Genomic DNA, 16371 nt, shown 5'->3' with positions numbered 1-16371 from the left:
TCATTCTTTCTTAAATAGCGATAAGCATTTAGTTAGGTGGACGCTAACAAATATCAGTAACTTCAGGTGAAGCAAAGGAGTGGGGAAGATGCTTTCACCGAGCCTGGAAGATTACTTGGAGGAAATTTATCGCTTTTCGCTGTCACTTGATGAAGTTCGAGTCACGGATATAAGTAATAGGCTTCAAGTCGCTTTGCCTTCCGTAACGAAAGCTCTCTACAGACTGCGAGACTCTGACTATATAAAGTACGAACCGTATGGCGAAATCAAGCTTACGGATAAAGGAAAAGAGTATGGGTTTTACCTGGTTGCCAGGAATCAGCTGCTGCAGGAATTTCTTTCGCTGATATGTAGCAAATGCAATATTGCTGCTGAGGCTGAAGCAATGGAACACTACCTTTCAATTGCATCGATTGATGCGATAAAAACGCTGGTGGAGTTCATGAAAAGCAATACGTCCTGGAAACAGGATTTTGACGACTTTGTTCTGCGTCATACAAGGGAGAAATAACTGTAGGTATTCTCTGCAGGTTAGCCGAAGCTAACTTTAACGAGTGATTCTAAAACAGAATATGTTGGGGAAGAAAAAAGTGTGCATCACATAATAAACAACACCCCGGATGTTAGACGGGGTGCCTGTCTGATTAATATGGTTTGCAATTATGATATCAAGTGAGCCTGTGTCAATTTCTTGTTGGGCAGGCTTACTTTTGTGCGTTTTAACTCACAATCCTGTAATACACCCGGGCCGTCAACGCATAGACAACCCCGTAAATCAAGCCGAAGACCAGGATAGTACCGATTGTACAGCCGATGAACAGCGGGATATTTGTAAGATTTAACACTGCGAGCAGCTTGGTGATCATTTTAAAAGCGGCTAGGATGTGGATGCCGGCCATCAAGATCGGCAGAAAAAAGACCATCACAATCTGGCTGCTGATCGCGTGTTTAACCTCACTGCGGCTTAAACCCACTTTCTGCATGATTTCAAAACGTTCCTTATCGTCATATCCTTCCGAGATCTGTTTGTAATAGATGATCAATACCGTCGCCATCAGGAAAAGCGTGCCGAGGAACAGGCCCAGGAAAAGAAACCCGCCATACAGGGCATAAAAGTCACTGGCAGCTGCCTGCTTACACTCCATTGTACTGAGGTGGTCGATGTACTCCCCAGTGTACGCTGCGGCGGATTCAGAGGGCAGCGGTTTATTCAGCACTGCTTTGATCGCGTCATAGCAGACTAGTTTTTCTTCGTCGGTACCGTCCAGATTAAAGGAGATCTCCCCCCTGATCGAGCTTGCCCAGTCGCCATAGGCGGTTTTTTGCTGGGTATAAAGCTGGTTTAGCACTGTATCGTCACTGACTACCATAAAATAACCGTCGACAAGCCTGGCGTTGAACTGACCGGTGATCGGGATGCTGTTTAGATGTTCTCTGACTCGGAAACTCTGATTAAACAGGCTGAAAGATTCACCGATTTGCCCGCCATTGCTGTAGACTAGCACCTCATCGGCAGCAAGCGTGACCGTTCTGCCGGTCAGATGTTCATATTCAGTAGCAGTGATAAAGCACAGTTCCGAGGCGTCGGAGCTACTGACATAGTTATTGGTATCCGTGGCAAAGGTATTCCCGTCCCTACTCACGGCGAAGGACAGTGCGGTATAATTGGTTAATTTGCTGAGTGAGCGGCCCTGCTCACTTGCGGTGTCCTGAAGCTGGCGGAGTCTGTTTTCCATTTCTCCGTCAGTAGGATTCTTGAAGCCGACGGATATATCGGTTGGGAAGCGGTTGTCGAGCATATTTTCCATGCCGCTGTACAGGGAGACGGTGGTGGAAACCATGATTAGGACCATGGTTGAAAGAATGCAAATATTGGCCAGCCCTACGGCGTTTTGTTTCATGCGGTAAATCATCCCGGATACAGCAATGAAATGTTTCGTCTGATAGTAAAAATGTTTATTATTGCGCAGAAGCTTTAAGAGTGCGATGCTGCCTGCAGTAAACAGGCAGTAGGTGCCGACAATGACCAGCACGACGGCAATAAAAAATAGCGAGATAGCAGACAACGGAGACTCTGTCACGATTGCAATCGTATAGCCTGCTCCAAGAGTCAGGATCCCGAGGATTGCCAGTATCCACTTGGTCTTGGGTTCCCGTTCGCCCGTCTGACTGCCGTGAAGTAGCTCGATCGGTTTGGCCAGTCTGATCTGCATCAGGTTAAAAAGCAGGGTGGCCAGAAAGATGCCGAAAAACAGTAAGACAGACACCAGTAGGGAAGCACTGCTTACGGAAAATCCCCACGGTATGGTGAATTTAAGCATCTCAAACAAAATAAGTATGATGAGCTTGCTCAGCAGGATGCCGAGGGACAGACCGAGGACAAGGCTGACTGCAGCGACGATAAACGTCTCAAATAACAGGACCCAGGCAATATGCCGCTTTTCCATGCCGAGAATATTATACAGTCCAAGTTCCTTTTTACGGCGTTTCATCAAAAAGCTGTTTGTATAGAACAGGAAGATTGCAGCAAAGATTCCGACGACGATACTGCCAAAAAATAAGATTTCCTTCAGTGATCCAGCCCCGAGCATATTGTTAAGACTGCTGTTGGTGGCGATATAACGCATAATATAAAACATGGCGACGGTGATAATGCAGGTTAGCAGATAGGGCAGATAAAACTTGCCGTTTTTCTGAATGTTGAGGAAAGCCAACTTCGGATAAAAAGTGCGTTTACGCATAGCGTTCACCACCCGTGGCTATCATGGTGAGCGTGTCCGAGATTTTCTGGTACATCTCGTCATAGGTCTGGGATGCCTTGTAGAGCTGGTGGAATACTTCACCGTCCTTGATAAACAGTACCCGTTTAGCATGGCTGGCTGCTTTGACACTGTGCGTCACCAGCAGGATCGTCTGGTCGTCATCGTTGATCTCATTAAAAAACTGGAGCAGACCGTCGGTGGCGTGAGAATCGAGTGCTCCGGTCGGCTCATCAGCAAGGATCAGCTGGGGATTTGTAATCAGCGCCCGGGCCACGGCAGCGCGCTGTTTCTGTCCGCCGGATACCTCATACGGGAATTTGCTGAGGATATCGGTGATGTGCAGTTTCCGGGCAATTGGCTCCAGACGGAGGCTCATCTCTTCAAAGGATTTACCAGAAAGAACCAGTGGGAGAAAAATATTGTCCTGCAGGGAAAACGTATCGAGCAGGTTAAAGTCCTGGAACACAAAACCGAGGTTGTCCCGGCGGAAAGCCGAGATCTCACTTTCCCTGATTGTTACAGTGTTCCTGCCATTCAGCAGCACCTCGCCGCTTGTCGGCTTATCCAGCGCGGCAAGGATATTCAAAAGCGTGGTTTTGCCGGAACCGGACTCACCCATAATAGCAACATATTCGCCTTGTTCCACCGAGAACGATACATTGGCAAGGGCCTGGACCTGGGTGCCGCCAAAGCGCGTCGTGTATATCTTCTTCAGGTTGCTGACACTTAAAAGAGACATGAGAATTCCTCCTGTATAGTTAAATTAACCCTCCAGTACCTTGTTATTACAAGAAATCTGACGACTGGATATATAAGATTTAGGGTCGACATGGTACTAGTACTACAATAACAAAAAGAGGAAATGCCAGCCATCGATTTGGCTTTCATTTCCCCGGCTAATCTTACCGTTTTGTAAGGTTTGAGTGATCAAACATCTATTTTTCTGTCTACTCAGCAAAAAAATCAATACTATCCAGTTTGATTTTGACAGAAGTCCCTTTACCCACCTCAGATTCAATCTCAATTCCATGCCCGAGCTTGGTCAGAATACGCTGGCAGAGATACAGCCCGATACCGGTAGATTTTTTGTCTTGCCTGCCGTTGTAGCCGGTAAAGCCTTTTTCAAACACCCGCGGCAGATCCTCTGGCTGGATGCCGATGCCTGTGTCCGCGATAAGCAGTGTCTGGTCCTCGGTATAAATGGAGATTTTCCCTTCCTTTGTATATTTCAGGCTGTTGGAAAGCAATTGTTCAAGCACAAATACGAGCCACTTTTCGTCCGTCAGTACAGTCAGGTCGCTCTGCGTAAAATCGAGCGGTATTTTCTTCAGGATGAACAGCTTTGCGTACCGGCGCGCCGCCTGGCGGATAATTTCGTCTAAGTCATATTTTTTCAGCACAAAGTCAGAAGAGTCACTGTCCAGTCGTAGATAGTACAGGACCATTTCAACATACTGCTCAATTTTGAACAGCTCCATGGAGAGCTCCGCTTTCTGGGGCGGGTTTCCGGACTGAAGCAGCAGCTGCATCGCGGCAATCGGCGTCTTGATCTGGTGAGCCCACAGTGTATAATAGTCGGTCAGGTCGCTCTTGATGCTGTCGGCCTGGGAGATCCGCAGCATGCGGTCGGTATGGACCGCTTGGAGAAGAGCCTGGTAATCCTGCTCGAGCAAATCGCGCGGGGCAGGCAGGCCGTCCACGCTCAGGGTGATGCGGCTCAGCATATCATGCAGGGTTTTATGGCGTCTGAAGTACCGGAAGAAGCCGGCCACAGCAAAAATCAGACCGGTAAAGACACAGAGCAGGGCAGCATAGGCAACAGCCTCTATAGGCAAAGCATAAAGAGAAAAAACAGTGGCAAATACGGCTGCAAACAGGCCAAAAAGAGCAATGGTCCCGAGGTGATGTTGCAGATAATTTAACAAAATATTTGGTTTCGTGCAATTCCTATTTGATTCACGCATACGTACTCCATGAGACTAATTTCATAATTATGAAACTTATGAAACCAAATGATGGATTCTTTGCTGATTATGGCACCAGATAGCCAAGCCCTTTTTTTGTTGTAATAAAGTCGGAAAGACCGGCCGCTTCGAGTTTTTTGCGCAGACGCGTCATATTCACGGTCAGCGTATTCTCGTCGACAAAGCTGTTGGTCTCCCAGAGCCGCAGCATAATCGTGTCGCGGCTGACGGCCTTTCCTTTGTTCTCCATCAGCAGCTGCAGAATCTTATAGTCATTTTTGGTTAAGTCAATTTTTTCGCCGTTATACGTCAGGGTGGCATCGTTCATATTCAGGATGGCACCATGATGCACCAGAAGATGGCTTTGTCCGGAAAAATCATAGGTGCGGCGGAGCAGGGCCTGTACCTTGGCCGTTAGGACATCCAGGTCAAACGGCTTTGCAATAAAGTCATCGCCGCCCATATTCATGGCCATCACGATATTCATGTTGTCCGAGGTGGATGAGATAAAGATGATCGGGACTTTGGAAATCTTTCTGATCTCATTGCACCAATGGTAGCCATTGTAAAACGGCAGAGAGATATCTAACAGCACAAGCTGCGGATCATAATGGACAAACAGCGACAGGACGTCCTTGAAATCTGCGGCACATGCTGCTTCGCAGCCCCATGTTTCAATATGGTTTTTGATTGCCTTTGCAATGATGCTGTCATCCTCGACAATCAGGATTTTGTGCAACGTCGTCACCCACACTTTGCTAATAAGAGATTGATTGCATAATTTTCCTCAGTATACCATGTGTTCAAATGAAGCGGCAAGGTGAGTTGAACGCTTCTTGCTAAATCATCCTATCGGGCGTATGATAATGTTCTATAGAGAGCTATAAAAGCTAAACGATGAAGAGTTAAACGAATGAAAAGTCAGGGTGGTGGCGGCGTGCAGGATATTCGCGCCAGGGCTGCAAAGAAAACCGGAAAACTAAAAATCTTCTTTGGCTATGCCCCGGGTGTAGGAAAAACCTATGCGATGCTTGATGATGCCCGCAGCCAGCTGAAAAGCCGGGTAGATGTTGTCGTAGGTTATCTGGAGCCGCATACAGGTTCTGAAACCATTCAGCTGCTGGATGGGCTGCCGGCTTTGCCGCCGAAGACTGTTAACCATAAAAACCGATACCGCAAAGAATTTGATCTGGACGCCGCTTTGCAAAGAAAACCTGAGCTCCTGCTGGTTGATGTGCTGGCCCATAATAATGCAGATGGCATGCGGAACAAAAAACGCTATCAGGATATTGAAGAGCTGCTGAACGCCGGAATTGACGTCTACACCACAGTCAATGTGCAGCACATCGAAAGCCTGAGAGATCTTGTGCAGGATATCACGAAGGTTAATGAGCAGGACACGATTCCGGACTATATGTTTGACAGCGCCGATAAAGTCGAGCTGATCGATATTGAGCCGGACGAACTGATGAAACGCTATGCGGAAAAGAAATGTCCCTTAAGTCTTGAAAGCCTGCGCCTCCTGCGGGAGACCGCTATGCGCAAGGTTACGGATCGGATCGTTAATGAGAATCAAAATGAACAGCTCTTATCCGCAAAAACAGCTGGTATTAAGCTATTAGTCTGTATCAGTTCTTCTCCGTCGACCGCTAAATGCATCCGCTGGACGGCCAGATCGGCAGAGGCCTTTCATGCCCCGTGGACTGCTTTATATATCGAAGATATGGAAAGCAGATATTTTACGGAAGAAGAAAAGAAAAACGTCCAGGAGAATCTGGATCTGGCCGAGCTCTTAGGCGCAAAGATTGTGACGCTGAACGGACAAGGTCTGGCTTCCATCATCGCGGAATACGCCAGGCTTACCGGCATTACGAATATTGTCATTGGAAAAAGCAGAAATAAAAAGACGCTGAAAACATTATTTGATCCGGCACTTGAGGACAAGCTCATCGGGCTGCTGCCAAATATTGAAATTCATATCATCCCAAGCAGCGGGCCTCGAAGATCCTATCGCGAACCGCGACGGAAGCGGATCAGTAAGGATCTGTTCTTATCCTGGCCGGATATCTGGAAAACGATAGGGGTTCTGACTGGGGCGACCCTGCTTTCCTTTGGCCTTCGGGCGCTGGAATTTGGCAATCAAAATATTATCATGGTCTACATCTTGTCTGTGTTTTTTATTTCCAGACTCACCATGGGGTATGTATACGGCATTACTGCCTCGGTCTTAAGTGTACTTGTTTTTAACTTCTTTTTTGTTTCTCCACTTTTCTCGTTTTATGCCATCCAGACAGGCTATCCAGTCACTTTTGTGATTATGCTGGTTGTGGCTTTGATCACAAGTACGACGACTGTCCGCATTCAGACCCAGGCACGGCTCGCCGCGGAAAGAGAAGGGCGTACTGAGTTATTGTATGAGATTAATAAAAGGCTTTTAACGACCAGAGGACTTCAACATATTGTTACGCTGACCAACGAATATATTGTGAAGCTTTTTAAATGCTCGGCGGTTTTTTACACCCGGGATCAGTATGGGTCAGCAAACCTGCATCGTTCATCAAATCATCATGGTTCATCAGGTATCCTGACGCAATCCTCCGCAGAACCTGATGCTTCATTTCTGCTGTCGGAGCGCGAAAGCAAGGTTGTTCAATGGGTATTTGCCAATCAAAAACAGGCCGGCGTAGGAACAGATACACATACAGAAGCAGGCGCTTATTATATGCCGATCATTTCCCAAGGCGATGTGCTTGGCGTGGTTGGAATTTCATGTCTCAAAGGCAGATTAAGCCGTAATAACCGTCTGCTGCTAAAAATGATTATTTCCCAAGTCGCCATGGCTTTGGAACGGCAGTACCTGTCTGATGAACAACGGCAAATATTAATCGAATCAGAAAAAGAAAAAATGCGAAGCAATCTGCTGCGCGCAATTTCACACGATCTGAGGACCCCGCTGACCGGCATTCTCGGGGCGAGCTCAGCAATCCTTGAAAATGGTGATCATCTGGATAAAGAGACGCATATCCAACTGGTCTCGAACATCAAAGAAGATTCGCAATGGCTGATACGCATGGTCGAAAACTTATTGTCCGTGACCCGGATCAAGGAAGGAACCATGAATGTCGCCAAAACATTTGAGGCCGCTGAGGAGATCGTGGCTGAAGCGATCAGCAGAACCCGTCATCGATACCCGGACCGTAAAATAACGGTGCAGGTGCCTGAAGACCTTTTGTTGGTGCCGATGGATGGCAAGCTGATTGAGCAGGTTTTGATCAATTTGCTCGAAAATGCGGTCAAACATTCTCCGGATGACGCCGTGACCGCGGTGCGGGTGACAAAAGCCGGAGCTCAGGCTGTCTTTGAGGTTAGTGACAACGGACCAGGAGTTGCCGAAGAGGATTTCCCGTATTTATTTGAAAGTTATGTGCCCTGCGGCAAACGCAGCTCGGATTCAGCCCGCGGAATGGGAATCGGTCTGTCAATATGCATGTCGATTATCAAGGCTCACAATGGGAAAATGGAGGCTGCCAACAAAGAGCAGGGCGGTGCCGTATTCCGGTTCACACTGCCTCTGGAGGAGGAGAACATTTATGAGTAACAAATCTTTGCTCCTGATTGTCGAAGATGATGAAAAAATCTGCAACTTTATTTCGGCGATCCTGACTTCCAATGATTATCAGATTATCCGGACGGCCCGGGGGAAAGAAGCTGTCTCAATGGCGGCATCCTATTCGCCCGATTTGATCCTGCTCGATCTCGGTTTGCCGGATATGGACGGCGTGGAAGTGCTGCGTACGATCAGGCAGTGGAGTGGAATCCCGATCATCGTTGTGTCGGCCCGCGGACAGGAGCGGGAAAAAGTCGAAGCCCTGGATCTTGGTGCGGACGACTATCTGACAAAACCGTTTGGTACTTCCGAGCTGCTGGCCAGGATAAGAACCGGGATCCGTCATAGTCAAAAGAACGTCAGTGTCAGTTTCCCCGAATCAGAGAAGATGACAGTCGGCGATCTCGAGATAAACTATCAGAAAAGGCTTGTATCCATGGCCGGTAAAGAAATCCACCTTACACCGATTGAGTACAAGATCATCGTGCTGCTTTCCAAAAACACAGGGAAAGTACTGACCCACGATTTCATCATGAAGGAAATATGGGGACCTTACACCAATGAGATCCAAGCTCTCAGGGTCAATATGGCCAATATCCGCAGAAAGCTGGAAATCAACCCTGCAGAACCCAGGTATATTCTAACCGAGGTTGGGGTAGGATACCGAATGGTTGAGGAGATTTAGCCCGTACAAACGGGCTTTTTTTATTTACCATAATCTTTATACATTCTTTATATGAAGGGCATATATCTGAATTCTTTCTTTATGCCATCGGTGTTATAAATAGGTGTGCGAACGAAATTAACCTTTTTTGGTATATCATGAAGTATAAGTACTTCATAATATATCTCAGTGCAGCGAAGGCTGCCAACGGCCATGGATGGCAAGGAACGATTGCCAAAGGCTTGGCGCCAGCCAAGCTTTCTATAGGCATTATACGTACAGCAACTATTTTAATTGGATGGTGAAACATTTCATGGTATCTGCCCTTAAACGCTTCTTAATCGGGCGTCCCTTAAAATCAACGGAGCTTGGCGAACAGAAGTTGAACAAGAAGAAAGCCCTTGCGATTCTTTCTTCCGACGCTTTATCCTCGGTAGCGTACGGCCCGGAACAAATCCTGATCGTTCTCTTTACGGTCGGAACGGCAGCATTCTGGTATTCTGTTCCGATCGCGATCGGCGTTTTGGTTCTCTTAATCGCTTTAATCCTGTCGTACCGGCAGATCATTTTTGCTTATCCGCACGGCGGCGGAGCGTATGTCGTATCGAAGAACAACCTCGGCATGAATTCAGGCTTAATCGCCGGAGGCTCCCTGCTGGTCGACTACATTCTGACTGTAGCGGTTAGTGTATCTGCGGGAACCGATGCGCTTACCTCAGCTTTCCCGGCCTTGCATGCCCATACGGTAGCGATCGCTGTGTTTTTTGTTCTCTTAATTACGGTCCTTAATCTGCGCGGGATAAGAGAATCCGCTTCTATCCTGGCCTATCCTGTCTATTTGTTTGTGGCCGCCCTGTTTATCTTAATTGGTGTCGGTCTGTACAATGTCTTTACCGGTCAAGTACCGGCTGAACTGCATGCGGCTGTCGGCACACCTGTCGCAGGAATAAGCCTGTTTATTCTGCTCAAGGCCTTTGCCTCCGGCTGTTCGGCTTTGACTGGCGTTGAAGCTATCTCCAACGCGATCCCGAATTTTAAAGAGCCCGCTCCGAATAATGCGGCCAAAACATTGATGGCGATGGGTAGTTTGCTCGCAATATTATTTTCGGGGATTGTGTTTCTGGCCTTTTATTATGGAATAGCCCCGAATGCACAGGAAACGGTTGTTTCCCAAATGGCTGAGGGAATATTCGGACGTAATTTTATCTACTACTTTATTCAGGGTACAACCGCGTTAATTTTGATTCTGGCCGCAAATACCGGATACTCGGCTTTCCCTTTGCTGGCTGTGAATCTTGCTAAAGACAAATTTATTCCAAGGATGTTCACGATCCGCGGAGACCGTCTTGGATTCTCCAATGGAATCCTTATCCTTGGCATTTTATCGATCCTTTTAATTGTGGCTTTTAAAGGACGAACAGAACGCCTGATTCCGCTTTATGCGATTGGCGTGTTTATTCCGTTCACCCTGGCCCAGACCGGAATGATCGTGAAATGGTTCCGCGAAAAGCCGAAAGGCTGGATGCCAAAGCTGATTATTAATTCGCTCGGGGCGCTGATCAGCCTCGTCGTTGTCATGATGTTCCTGTTAACCAAGTTTACGCAGGTTTGGCCGATTTTAATCTTCCTGCCGTTGATTATTCTGCTCTTCCACAGAATCCACAAGCATTATATGGACGTCGCAGAACAGCTTCGGGTATCAGCGGCTGAACCAACAGTACCGATTAAAGGAAATATTATCATTATTCCTGTCGCAAGCATCACGCGCGTGGTGGAAAATGCGTTAAACTATGCGAAATCGCTGTCGGCAAACCAGATCATTGCGGTAAGTGTTTGCTTTGATAAGGAAGAAGAGAAAAAGCTCGAGGAAAAGTGGGAGAAATGGAATCCCGACGTCCGTTTGGTAACGTTGAATTCTCTACACCGGAGTATTATCCACCCGCTGACCAAATTTATCGATATGATCGAACACAAAGCAACCGATCAGAATTATCAGATCATGGTTCTGATCCCGGAATTTATTCCGAAAAAAGGATGGCACCATATTCTGCATAACCAGTCGAGCTTACTAATCCGCACACATTTGTTATATCGGAGAAATGTGTGCGTGGCGACGATACCGTACCATTTACAAAAATGAAACTAAATGACCGATCAAACAGAATCACATAGCCTTAGATTTTACTTGTTTCGATTCTTTGTAAGTCAGGAAAATCATGAGCACATCGAAGATCGTAAGCAGAATCAGAAATGCGGAATGTGTGAACGTATAGCGGTAAAGCTGGTAAACGACAAACAAGATTAAGGACAAAATGGCCAAAGGATAAGCCCACAGTTTTTGGCGCCATAACAGAAGCACGAGAATGCATTTGATGATCCCGTGTGACAGCAGGTAGAATACCACAAAATGCTGCGTGCTGAAGGAAAAGCTGGGGCTGGAATTAATCAGGTAATTGGCAAACAAGTCTTGCGGGTCTTCAGATAATTCATGCTGCGTCAAGAGGCGTATCAGCCAGTTGTACCGGTCCGGCGTCAGAAACAGCAGCAAGATACTGCCGATGATTTCCAGTAGACCGTCAACGCCTTTCATCAGCAAACCGATTTCGAAGCCGATATGGAGAATATCTTTCTGTTTATTTGTCTTAGGTGTTGTCATCCTTATATCCTTTGCGTAATATTAAAAAATTGGTCTCTTTCAATCGTATACGATATTTATTAAATGTCCACTAAAATTCAATTAATTATTCATTAAAAAAAGCTGATGCCTTAAAATGCTAAATAAAATCGTCTAAATAAAATTTGCATAAAATATTGCTTAAAAAAAAACGATATGGTAAAATTCAACTATCTCTTTGCACTGCATATTAATCTACAGTACAAACTGAGCAGGCGATGAACTTGGACACAAGTTCATGGGGCTGGGCCCGATGGGCAGCAGGTGATGATAACATATACCTGTGGGACAGTAAAATGTTCTACAGGTATTTTTATATCCTTCAAGACAATAATGGAGGCATCTGTATGACAGAACAACAAATCAGGGAACTGCAGGGACTTTCAAGTTCCGAAGCCAGACAGCTTCAGGAAAGGTTCGGAAAGAATGAGTTGGTGCCTGAAAAAAAAGAAAGCTTTCCGCACAAGATCCTGCAGGTAATCAGTGAACCAATGTTTTTGCTGCTGCTCATTGCGGCTGTGATCTATTTTATCCTCGGAGAACCCCGGGACGGCGCTATCATGCTTGTTTTTGTTGTCGGGATTATCAGCATAGAAGTCATCCAGGAATGGAAAACCGACCAAACACTTAGGGCTTTGAAGGATTTATCCACGCCGAAGATTTCCGTACTGCGCGATGGGATGATGCAGATCATCAACAGTTCGGACCTGGTGCCCGGCGACATCATGTTTATTGCTGAAGGCGTCAAAGTGCCGGCGGATGGCACGGTTTTAAAAGCGAGTACACTATGTGTCGATGAATCCTCGCTGACCGGCGAATCGGCAGGTGTCTGGAAAGTTGTCTACGGAGATAAGGCTGCCAATGGGGAATTGTCCCTCGACAGCAAAGAATACTGGCGGCGGGACTATTGCTACGCCGGGACGCTGGTTACCCAGGGCACCGGAACGATCAGGGTCGATCAAATCGGCCCGGCCACCGAATACGGGAAAATCGGGCAGGAGATAGCCGCTGCGCCTGACCGTCCGACCCCGCTGGAAAAACAAACCGGAAAACTGGTCAAGCTGTGCGCGGGAATTGCCGCAGTCTTATTCGCACTGGTCGGAGTCGTGACCTATTTCAATCTGCCGGACCATGTTGGCAGTGAACGGGTCATTGAAAGCATTTTGTCTGGGATCACCCTGGCCATGGCCATGATCCCGGAGGAGTTTCCTGTTATTTTGACCGTGTTTCTATCCATGGGTGCCTGGCGGCTGGCTAAAAAGCAGTCACTGGTCAGAAGATTGTCGTCCGTAGAAACGCTCGGGGCAGTATCCGTTCTTTGCGTCGATAAAACAGGTACCATTACCATGAACCAAATGACGGTCCGGGATACCTGGAGTCTGAACGACGATGGCAAAGGGTTGATCCGGATTATGGGCATGGGCTGCGAGCCGGATGCCTATGACCCGATGGAGAAGGCTATGATTGCTTACTGTGAAGTGCAAGGGATAGGCAGAGAGCTCCTTTTTGGCGGAGAGCTGATCAAAGAATATGCGTTCACGGACCAGACCAAGATGATGGGACACGTCTGGCAAAATGAAAATGAGCTTGTGGTTGCAGCCAAAGGCTCGCCTGAACGTATTCTGGACGTATGCAGTCTGACGGATCAGGAGAGAAAAGTTGCCGAGCACAAAATCAGAGAAATGTCGCAGCAGGGTCTGCGGGTGATTGCCGTTGGCCAAATGGTACTGGCCGGCAAAGAGGAAGTCCCGGACACCCTGCCGGAATGCCGGCTGCAGCTTTGTGGCATGGTGGGTCTTGCCGACCCGCCGCGGGAATCTGTTAAGCAGGATATTCAAATCTGCAACAAAGCCGGGGTCCGGGTCGTTATGATCACCGGAGATAACGGGATTACGGCAAGCACGATTGCCAGGCAGATTAACATGCCGAACTGCGATAAGATTATCACCGGCGATGAGCTAAATCAAATGAGCGAGGAAGAACTGCGTGAGAAAGTCAAGGATGTCAGTATCTTTTCCAGGGTGATTCCGGAACATAAAATGAGAATCGTCAAAGCTTTTAAAGATAACGGCGAGATTGTCGCGATGACCGGAGACGGCGTCAATGATGCGCCAGCCTTGAAATATGCCGATATTGGGATTGCAATGGGCAAGCGCGGTTCTGAGGTTTCTCGTGAGGCTGCCGATTTGGTCCTGCTGGATGACAACTTTTCAACCATTGTTGATACCATTAAGGATGGCCGAAGAATCTATGATAACATCAGAAAAGCCGTGGGCTATGTTTTCACGATCCATATCCCGATCGCATTTGCCTCTTTACTTGCACCCTTCCTGGGAATCAGTCCGGCGAGTCTTTTGCTGTTGCCGCTGCACGTGGTACTGCTTGAAGTTGTTATTGACCCCACCTGTTCAATTGTGCTGGAGCGGCAGCCGGCCGAACGGGATATCATGGATCAGCCTCCGCGGAATCCCAATGAAAAGCTGCTCACTGCAAAAATACTGTCTAAAAGTGTCCTACAGGGTCTCGTGATCTTTGGTGCATCATTCGGAACCTATTTCACTGTTTTAAACAACCATCCTGATCAGGCTTCTCTGGCCAGGACCATGGCACTAGCGATTATTTTGCTGGCAAACCTAGTGCTGGTTCAGGTGAACAGCTCCAATACGGATTCTGCTTTTCGGTCTTTTGCGAAACTGATTAGAGATAAGGTCATGTGGATGGTAAATATTGGAACAATAGCAGGATTACTTCTTATTATCTATACACCGCTGAATCACTTATTGAAGCTCGCGCCGTTGTCCTGGAAACAGCTTATCCTGGCCGCTGCTTTGGCCGTCGTATCTGTCGGATGGTATGAGGTTGTCAAAGGGTTTAAGCGCTGGAAAAGAACATAATATTCAATGAATGCTCATCAATAGTTCATCAAACTGTCACATGGGTCATTTAAGATAAAACAGAAATCGATGACAGAAGACAGGAGTGTTCATTGGCAACATGAAAAAATTCTTAGCCAAACCCTACCGTTGGGCGGCCGTCTTAGCTGTTTTACTGACATTTTCTTTTGTTTTTGTTCTGCTGGACACCTTTGTAATTCCAAAGAACGTGACCGAAGTCAAGCAGCGCGAGGCTGCCGAACAGCAAAATACATCCTCTGAGCAGCAAAGTGCAGCAGAGGATCCGTCCGAGTCCGGGTCGGAGACTAAAGCTGCGGTTACCGATCATTCTTATCAGGATGAAAATATCAAAATAACGATTGACACAGTACAGGCGTATGAAACAACCTTTTATGTCGCCGATATCCGGCTCAGCGATGTGTCTTACCTGAAAACGGCGTTGGCCGAGAACAGCTTTGGGCGCAATCTCAAGGAGACGACCTCGGATATGGCCGAAGAACATCAGGCAATCTTCGCGGTCAATGGCGACTACTACGGATTTAGAAATAACGGTTATGTTTTACGCAATGGCGTCTTGTACAGGGATACGGCCCGGGAGGCCGGAAACGATGAAGCCTTGGTGATTGACGACCATGGGAATTTCTCAATTATTAATGAAAATGCGGTCAGTGCCGATTCCCTGACAAATACCTGGCAGGTGCTTTCATTTGGACCAGCCCTGATCGAAAATGGAGAAATCGTGGTAGACAGTACCAGTGAGGTATCCCAGTCCAAAAACAGCAATCCGAGGACCGCGATCGGTCAGGTCTCCGGTCTGCATTATATCGTAATTGTCTCTGACGGCCGGACGGAAGAGAGCGCAGGATTTTCCTTGCTGGAGCTTGCGCAGGAGTTTGCCGAAAGAGGATGTACGATCGCGTATAATTTGGATGGAGGAGGCTCTTCGACCATGTACTTTAACGGAGAAATCGTCAATCATCCGACCGATGGCAGGAGTTCTCAGCAGAGAGAGGTGAGCGACATTGTCTATATCGGTAATGAATAGTAGGGAAGGATCACGGCAGATCCGCAAAACGGTGATTGTCTATCTGATACTCACAGCGGTATCCATTGCTGTCAATAATATCTATGCACAGTTCGGTCATGGGGTTCGTTCGGCGGCAATGACCCTGATGTTTCTGTATCCGCTTTTGGGCGGCGCATTGTTCTATTTTACTCTGGGGCTGATCGTTCCCCGGATCAGCGATCGCAGAAACTATCGTTTGTTTTACAATATCTATAATTCCGGCATTGCGGTATTAACCGTAGGCAGTCTGCTGAAGGGGATACTCGATATTGCCGGGACTGCATCCGGCTACGTTCAGCTGTTCCAAGTGACCGGCTGGGCCGGGGCGGCAGCAGGATTGGTGTGCTTGATTGCAATGGTATTTAAACGCAGGGAGCTATCCTAAATTTTAGGTAGAGCTATCTCAAGTTTTAGGCAAAACGATATTGACAGTAGAGGTTGTTTTCAAATATACTGGTTCTTGATTTATCAAAAAATATTGCGCATCGATCAGGCCGATACACTTGACACTTGATTTAGGTGTATAAGGCTGGGCCGGTATACTGGCAGCAGGAGACAAACCCTGTGGGACTATATTTCCAACAATTATAGTTCCACAGTTTTTTTATATAAGAAGGGGTTTCTCAATCATTTGCCTTGTCTTACAGAAATCTGCTCGTCATTATATTGTAATTTTAGGGTTAACAAGGTACTAGGTAATTTTAAGAAATTGATATTTTTGGTGATTTTGGGAGGAAGAA

The 16371-nt window shown here is 47.2% G+C and carries 12 protein-coding genes and 2 riboswitches; of the genes, 7 read left to right on the top strand and 5 right to left on the bottom strand.

Features of this window, described 5'->3' with window-relative positions:
- Positions 1–88 precede the first annotated feature (88 nt).
- Positions 89–511, top strand: coding sequence for a metal-dependent transcriptional regulator (locus tag DHBDCA_RS11125; protein WP_015044310.1), 423 nt, complete (start codon positions 89–91; stop codon positions 509–511).
- A gap of 208 nt (positions 512–719) precedes the next feature.
- Here the strand turns inward: DHBDCA_RS11125 and DHBDCA_RS11120 are convergent, their stop codons facing one another.
- From DHBDCA_RS11120 to DHBDCA_RS11105, 4 genes are all read right to left on the bottom strand, one after another.
- Complete coding sequence (locus DHBDCA_RS11120) at positions 720–2741, bottom strand: ABC transporter permease (protein WP_015044309.1); 2022 nt, start codon at positions 2739–2741, stop codon at positions 720–722.
- Entirely contained in the window at positions 2734–3501 is a 768-nt protein-coding gene (locus DHBDCA_RS11115) for an ABC transporter ATP-binding protein (RefSeq protein ID WP_015044308.1), read from the bottom strand. The genes DHBDCA_RS11120 and DHBDCA_RS11115 overlap by 8 nt, the downstream gene beginning before the upstream one ends.
- Before the next feature lie 208 nt (positions 3502–3709).
- Positions 3710–4726 (bottom strand): sensor histidine kinase, encoded by a 1017-nt coding sequence (locus DHBDCA_RS11110; RefSeq protein ID WP_015044307.1) that lies wholly within the window; start codon positions 4724–4726, stop codon positions 3710–3712.
- Positions 4727–4793: 67 nt separating this feature from the next.
- On the bottom strand, positions 4794–5465 hold the full coding sequence (locus DHBDCA_RS11105) for a response regulator transcription factor (protein ID WP_015044306.1): 672 nt from the start codon (positions 5463–5465) through the stop codon (positions 4794–4796).
- Between the two features lie 174 nt (positions 5466–5639).
- Here DHBDCA_RS11105 and DHBDCA_RS11100 point away from each other — a divergent pair, with 174 nt between their 5' ends.
- The 3 genes from DHBDCA_RS11100 to DHBDCA_RS11090 all read left to right on the top strand — a co-directional run bounded on the left by DHBDCA_RS11100 (position 5640) and on the right by DHBDCA_RS11090 (position 11137).
- Positions 5640–8324, top strand: coding sequence for a sensor histidine kinase (locus tag DHBDCA_RS11100; protein ID WP_015044305.1), 2685 nt, complete (start codon positions 5640–5642; stop codon positions 8322–8324).
- Positions 8317–9018, top strand: coding sequence for a response regulator (locus tag DHBDCA_RS11095; protein WP_015044304.1), 702 nt, complete (start codon positions 8317–8319; stop codon positions 9016–9018). Before DHBDCA_RS11100 ends, DHBDCA_RS11095 begins: the two co-directional genes overlap by 8 nt.
- A 292-nt stretch (positions 9019–9310) precedes the next feature.
- Entirely contained in the window at positions 9311–11137 is a 1827-nt protein-coding gene (locus DHBDCA_RS11090) for an APC family permease (protein WP_015044303.1), read from the top strand.
- Positions 11138–11161: 24 nt separating this feature from the next.
- Here DHBDCA_RS11090 and DHBDCA_RS11085 read toward each other — a convergent pair whose 3' ends face one another.
- Positions 11162–11653: a DUF2127 domain-containing protein gene (locus tag DHBDCA_RS11085; protein WP_015044302.1), complete on the bottom strand. Its 492-nt coding sequence runs from the start codon at positions 11651–11653 to the stop codon at positions 11162–11164.
- Positions 11654–11868: 215 nt separating this feature from the next.
- Positions 11869–11965: riboswitch (NiCo riboswitch) on the top strand.
- Between the two features lie 53 nt (positions 11966–12018).
- Here DHBDCA_RS11085 and DHBDCA_RS11080 point away from each other — a divergent pair.
- The 3 genes from DHBDCA_RS11080 (at position 12019) to DHBDCA_RS11070 (ending at position 16016) form a co-directional block, all read left to right on the top strand.
- Positions 12019–14565 carry a cation-translocating P-type ATPase gene (locus DHBDCA_RS11080; protein ID WP_015044301.1) on the top strand — a complete coding sequence of 849 codons (2547 nt, stop codon included), beginning with the start codon at positions 12019–12021 and terminating at the stop codon, positions 14563–14565.
- Positions 14566–14665: 100 nt separating this feature from the next.
- Entirely contained in the window at positions 14666–15610 is a 945-nt protein-coding gene (locus DHBDCA_RS11075) for a phosphodiester glycosidase family protein (RefSeq protein ID WP_015044300.1), read from the top strand.
- On the top strand, positions 15588–16016 hold the full coding sequence (locus tag DHBDCA_RS11070; RefSeq protein WP_242824899.1) for a hypothetical protein: 429 nt from the start codon (positions 15588–15590) through the stop codon (positions 16014–16016). Before DHBDCA_RS11075 ends, DHBDCA_RS11070 begins: the two co-directional genes overlap by 23 nt.
- A gap of 90 nt (positions 16017–16106) precedes the next feature.
- Positions 16107–16206, top strand: a riboswitch (NiCo riboswitch).
- The last annotated feature ends 165 nt before the right edge of the window (positions 16207–16371 follow it).

This window comes from Dehalobacter sp. DCA (assembly GCF_000305775.1).
Classification (GTDB): domain Bacteria; phylum Bacillota; class Desulfitobacteriia; order Desulfitobacteriales; family Syntrophobotulaceae; genus Dehalobacter; species Dehalobacter alkaniphilus.
Note: the sequence above shows the minus strand (reverse complement) of the source record. Positions and strands in the feature narration are given on the sequence as shown.

What these genes read in the sequence shown, in the direction of transcription:
- DHBDCA_RS11120 (WP_015044309.1), bottom strand. Translation starts at nt 2,741, where the DNA reads ATGCGTAAACGCACTTTTTATCCGAAGTTGGCTTTCCTCAACATTCAG.
- DHBDCA_RS11085 (WP_015044302.1), bottom strand. Translation starts at nt 11,653, where the DNA reads ATGACAACACCTAAGACAAATAAACAGAAAGATATTCTCCATATCGGC.
- DHBDCA_RS11110 (WP_015044307.1), bottom strand. Translation starts at nt 4,726, where the DNA reads ATGCGTGAATCAAATAGGAATTGCACGAAACCAAATATTTTGTTAAAT.
- DHBDCA_RS11115 (WP_015044308.1), bottom strand. Translation starts at nt 3,501, where the DNA reads ATGTCTCTTTTAAGTGTCAGCAACCTGAAGAAGATATACACGACGCGC.
- DHBDCA_RS11080 (WP_015044301.1), top strand. Translation starts at nt 12,019, where the DNA reads ATGACAGAACAACAAATCAGGGAACTGCAGGGACTTTCAAGTTCCGAA.
- DHBDCA_RS11095 (WP_015044304.1), top strand. Translation starts at nt 8,317, where the DNA reads ATGAGTAACAAATCTTTGCTCCTGATTGTCGAAGATGATGAAAAAATC.
- DHBDCA_RS11075 (WP_015044300.1), top strand. Translation starts at nt 14,666, where the DNA reads ATGAAAAAATTCTTAGCCAAACCCTACCGTTGGGCGGCCGTCTTAGCT.
- DHBDCA_RS11100 (WP_015044305.1), top strand. Translation starts at nt 5,640, where the DNA reads ATGAAAAGTCAGGGTGGTGGCGGCGTGCAGGATATTCGCGCCAGGGCT.
- DHBDCA_RS11125 (WP_015044310.1), top strand. Translation starts at nt 89, where the DNA reads ATGCTTTCACCGAGCCTGGAAGATTACTTGGAGGAAATTTATCGCTTT.
- DHBDCA_RS11090 (WP_015044303.1), top strand. Translation starts at nt 9,311, where the DNA reads ATGGTATCTGCCCTTAAACGCTTCTTAATCGGGCGTCCCTTAAAATCA.